This window comes from Clostridium sp. UBA7503 (assembly GCF_002477055.1).
Taxonomy (GTDB): domain Bacteria; phylum Bacillota; class Clostridia; order Clostridiales; family Clostridiaceae; genus Clostridium_J; species Clostridium_J sulfidigenes.
In genome coordinates, this window is the sequence record NZ_DLNT01000004.1 from 1 (window position 1) to 4,838 (window position 4,838).

Annotated in this window: 4 protein-coding genes; all 4 read left to right on the top strand. The window is 30.2% G+C overall.

Going from position 1 to position 4,838, the window contains the following annotated elements; translation table 11 throughout:
• Nucleotides 1-157 precede the first annotated feature (157 nt).
• The 4 genes from B3630_RS00250 to B3630_RS00265 all read left to right on the top strand — a co-directional run bounded on the left by B3630_RS00250 (nucleotide 158) and on the right by B3630_RS00265 (nucleotide 4,641).
• Nucleotides 158-781 (top strand): NUDIX hydrolase, encoded by a 624-nt coding sequence (locus tag B3630_RS00250; protein ID WP_346894464.1) that lies wholly within the window; start codon nucleotides 158-160, stop codon nucleotides 779-781.
• A 144-nt stretch (nucleotides 782-925) separates the two neighbouring features.
• On the top strand, nucleotides 926-1,615 hold the full coding sequence (locus tag B3630_RS00255; RefSeq protein ID WP_346894466.1) for a Crp/Fnr family transcriptional regulator: 690 nt from the start codon (nucleotides 926-928) through the stop codon (nucleotides 1,613-1,615).
• A gap of 222 nt (nucleotides 1,616-1,837) precedes the next feature.
• A complete protein-coding gene (gene hcp / locus B3630_RS00260; protein WP_346894468.1) occupies nucleotides 1,838-3,487 on the top strand; it encodes a hydroxylamine reductase in 1,650 nt (549 codons plus the stop codon).
• Nucleotides 3,488-3,747: 260 nt separating this feature from the next.
• Nucleotides 3,748-4,641, top strand: coding sequence for an AraC family transcriptional regulator (locus B3630_RS00265; RefSeq protein ID WP_346894470.1), 894 nt, complete (start codon nucleotides 3,748-3,750; stop codon nucleotides 4,639-4,641).
• Nucleotides 4,642-4,838: the final 197 nt, after the last annotated feature.

Consider the following 4,838-nt stretch of genomic DNA (forward strand, 5'->3'; position numbering starts at 1 on the left):
TAAAAGTATACTAGCACTAATTCATAGTGGTAAGAAGCTAAAAGAATATCTTTATGTTAAGGAAACTAAACAATTGAAGGAGGTGACTTTTAGGCAATGAGCCTAAAAATTAATTATGACAACTCAAATACAAAAAGTAAATTCTAGAGGTGAGACCTTGGAAAGATTTTTGGAAAGATATGATTCTGAGAAATATAAGAAGCCTGCAGTGACAGTAGATACTTTAATATTTACTGAGAAAAAGTTGGATGAAGAAAGAAGTCAGCTACAAATCTTGTTAGTGAAGAGAAAAGATCATCCTTGTATAGATAAGTGGGCAATTCCTGGAGGGTTTGTGAATATGGATGAAGATATAGATGCGGCAGCTCTTAGGGAATTGAAGGAAGAAACCAATGTGGATGATGTTTATCTAGAGCAATTATATACCTTTGGAGACGTAGGAAGAGATCCACGGGATAGGATTATAAGTGTTTCATATGTTGCATTAGTAGATTATGATAAATTAAAACCTAAGGCTGGAGATGATGCAGCAGAAGTGGCTTGGTTTAGAGTTGAAAAAAATATTTTGAGCTCTAGTCAGGAGGAAAGTAACTACAGATTAATTTTTTATAATGAGGAAATAAAAATAGAATATTTAGTATTAGAGAAGAGTGTTAAAAAAGGAAGTGGTAGAAGCATGGGAGCATATATAAAACCTTCAATGGAAAATACAGACTTATTAGCTTTTGACCATGAAAAGATGATTAATTTAGCTATTAACAAGTTAAATAATCTTAGGTAAACTAATACACTTATATTTTAAAATTGTTAAGCATATGAGGAAATAATCTTTGTTTGTAACACTTATTACAGCAATTTATAGTGCAATGTGATATTATACTATAAAATGAAGAAATAAAAGATTAATAAGGAATGGTGAAGGCTTATGGATGAAAAATGGATTAATCAGTTAATGACCATTGAATTATTTAAAGATATTGAAAAAGAAAAACTTAAAAGTGTATTAAGCTGTTTAAAGTCTAGCATAAAAACCTATAAAAAAAGAGATATAATAACTATTGAAAAAGATAAATTAACTGGGATAGGAGTAGTTTTAGAGGGTGAAGTAAGTGTTAGTAAGGAAACTTTAGATGGTGATAGAGTTATGATGTCAAGAGTGAAAAGAGGAGATTTATTTGGAGAAATAGATGCTTTTTCTAAGGATGGATGGCTTTCAACTGTAGAGGCTTATACTGATTGTACTATCCTATTTTTACACCCAGATAAGATTGTCGGAGTATGCAATAAAGCGTGTCAGGGACATAAAAATCTAATACAGAACATGTTACAAATAGTAGCTAAAAAGGCTCTTAGCTTAAATGAAAAGGTAGAAATTCTTTCATTAAAGAGTATAAGGAAGAAGATTAGCACATACTTGATTCAGCAATATAGTATTAATAACAGTCTTGCCTTTGATATACCTTTAAAGAGAAATGAATTAGCTGAATATATACTTGTATCTAGACCTTCCCTTTCAAGAGAACTAATAAATATGAAGGAAGAAGGAATTATAGATTTTCACAGAAGCTCCTTTAGAATAATTGATTTAAAAAAGTTAAAGGAATGTCTAGGATAAAGAGTTATTCAAAAGAGGCTTTCTGAAAATAGAAAATTCTATTTTCAGAAAGTCTCTTTTTATATATCCATATTGTGATTATAGATTAAAAATAAATAATCATAATTTTCGAAAATTTACGATAATGGTATCCTGAGATACCGAAATTAAGCATATAATTACATATTATATTAATATAGATAAAAAAACCAATTAAACCAAAATTTTAAAGGAGGTTTTTAGATGAGTATGTTTTGCTATCAATGTCAAGAAACTGCAAAAGGTACAGGCTGTACAATAAGAGGTGTATGTGGAAAGACAGAGAAGGTTGCTAACTTACAAGATTTAATGATTTATGCATTGAAGGGAATGGCTATTTTTCAGCAAAAAGGATTAGAGAAAGGCATTAGATTTCCTAAAGCTAATCACTTTATAGTAAGTGGATTATTTATGACTATTACAAATGCTAATTTTGATGAGTTTGCATTTGTTGAAAAAATAAAGAAAGCTATAGAACTTAGAGAAGAAGTTAAGAAAGAATTATTGGATAAAGGAATAAATTTAGGAGAATTACATGATGCTGCTACTTTTGTAGTAGAAGGTGATTTAGAGCTTTTAGAAAAATCAAAGGCTATTGAAGTTGGAATATTATCTACTGAAAATGAAGATGTACGTTCTCTTAGAGAATTAATTATTTATGGTGTAAAAGGTATGGCAGCATATGCTGAACATGCATTAAATTTAGGAAAAGAAAATGAAGAAGTTTATGATTTTATGGTAAAGGCATTAGTAGCTACATTAGATAATACATTAAGTGCAGATGAACTAGTTTCCCTTACTTTAGAAACAGGTAAGTTTGGTGTGGATACTATGGCAATGCTAGATGCTGCCAATACAGGTGTTTATGGAAATCCAGAAATTACTGAAGTAAATATAGGAGTTAGAAATAACCCTGCTATATTGATATCAGGACATGATTTAAAGGATTTAGAAGAGCTTTTAGAACAAACAAAAGATACAGGTGTAGATGTTTATACTCATGGTGAAATGTTACCAGCTCACTATTATCCATTCTTTAAGAAACATTCTAATTTTGTAGGTAACTATGGTAATGCTTGGTGGAAACAAAATGAAGAATTTGAACCTTTTAATGGGCCAATACTGTTTACAACAAATTGTATAGTACCACCAAAGGAAAGTTATGCAGATAGAGTTTATACTACAGGTGCTACTGGATATCCAGGATTTAAATATATTAAAGATAGAGAAGATGGCAAAAGTAAAGATTTCAGTGAGATTATAGAACATGCTAAAAAATTACCATCTCCTAAAGAAATCGAGAAGGGCAAAATTGTAGGAGGTTTTGCTCATGCACAAGTATTTGCTTTAGCAGATAAGGTAGTGGAAGCTGTTAAATCTGGTGCTATTAGGAAGTTCTTTGTTATGGCTGGTTGTGATGGAAGAATGAAATCAAGAAATTATTATACAGAATTTGCAGAAAAATTACCAAAAGATACGGTAATATTAACTGCGGGATGTGCAAAATATCGTTATAATAAATTAAATCTTGGTGATATAGGTGGAATTCCCAGGGTTTTAGATGCAGGACAATGCAATGATTCTTACTCATTAGCTGTAATAGCTTTAAAATTAAAAGAAATATTTGAACTAAATGATGTAAATGAACTTCCTATAGCTTATAACATAGCATGGTATGAACAAAAGGCTGTAATAGTACTTCTAGCATTACTTTATTTAGGTGTAAAAAATATTCATCTAGGACCAACACTTCCGGGATTCTTATCACCCAATGTAGCAAAAGTATTAGTAGAGACTTTTGGGATTGCAGGCATAGGAACTGTAGATGAAGATTTAGAAATGTTTTTAGGATAATATATATACCCCTAATTTACCCCTAATATATTTATCCTTAAAATATAAATGTATCAATAAAAATAAAGGTATTGACTTTATATATTTAGTTAATGCCTTTGTTTTTGTATATAAATTAATTTTTATGAGTGAAATAATAATATAGAAATATATTCTAGTATAATATATAATTTAAACTAAATAACCTTGCAGAAGAGGACAAGAACTGCAAGGCTCAATGTGTTGTAACTTGATATACTTTTATTAAAGGGGGGATAGATATGGAACTTTTAGACAAAATGAATAGAGCCATTGAATATATGGAAAGTAATATAACTAATAGAATTGATTATGAAAAAGTGGCTAATGAAATTGGATATTCAGTACATCACTTTCAAAGGATGTTTTCTTTTATTACTGATATTTCAATGGTTGAGTATGTTAGACGTAGAAGAATGACTATGGCAGCTTTTGAACTGCAAAATAGCTCTATGAAGGTTATTGATATTGCACTAAAATATGGGTATGAATCACCAGAGGCGTTTACCCGTGCATTTCAGAATTTGCATGGTATTACTCCTACATCAGCAAGAAATAAGGGGATTGGTCTAAAAGCATATCCACGTATATCCTTTCAAATTTCTATTAAAGGAGTAAGTGAAATGAAGTATAGGATCGAGAAAAGAGATGCTTTTCAAGTTTATGGCATTGAAAGAATATTTGACACAAATTATGATGAAAATTTAAGGGAGATACCAAAGTTTTGGGATGAAGTATTAAATAATGGGGAATGTGATAAATTAGCTAAATCTACAAGGAATTTAAATAATCAAGAGGAGTTATGTCCAGTAAATGCAATATGTGATTATAGGAAAACAGGTGGAACTACTTTTCCATATATGATATGCTCTTTAAAGAGTGATAAAAGTGATACCACAGGTTATAAAATAGTAGAGATTCCATCAGCTACATGGGCGATTTTTACTTCAGAGGAATATGATATTGATGATGTTAGTACTGCTTTTCAAGATTTAAATAAGAGAGCACATGCTGAATGGTTACCCACATCTACTTATAATAAATTAGAAGGTTATGATTTAGAAATGTATTATGAAAAAGAGCGTGGCAAAGGCTATTGTGAATCTTGGATTAGAGTAGAGTCTAAAACTGAATAAGGATATATAAATAAGGAGCAGCTATAAATTTATAGCTGCTCCTTATTTATTATACTAAAAGTTCTTCCATATTCCAAACCTGAGTTGCTAAATCTTTATAGAAATCAACTTCATGGCAAACTAAAAGGAGAGTACCCTTAAAGTCAATAAGAGCTTTTTTAAGTTCAGCCTTTGAAATAGCATCTAAATGGTTAGTT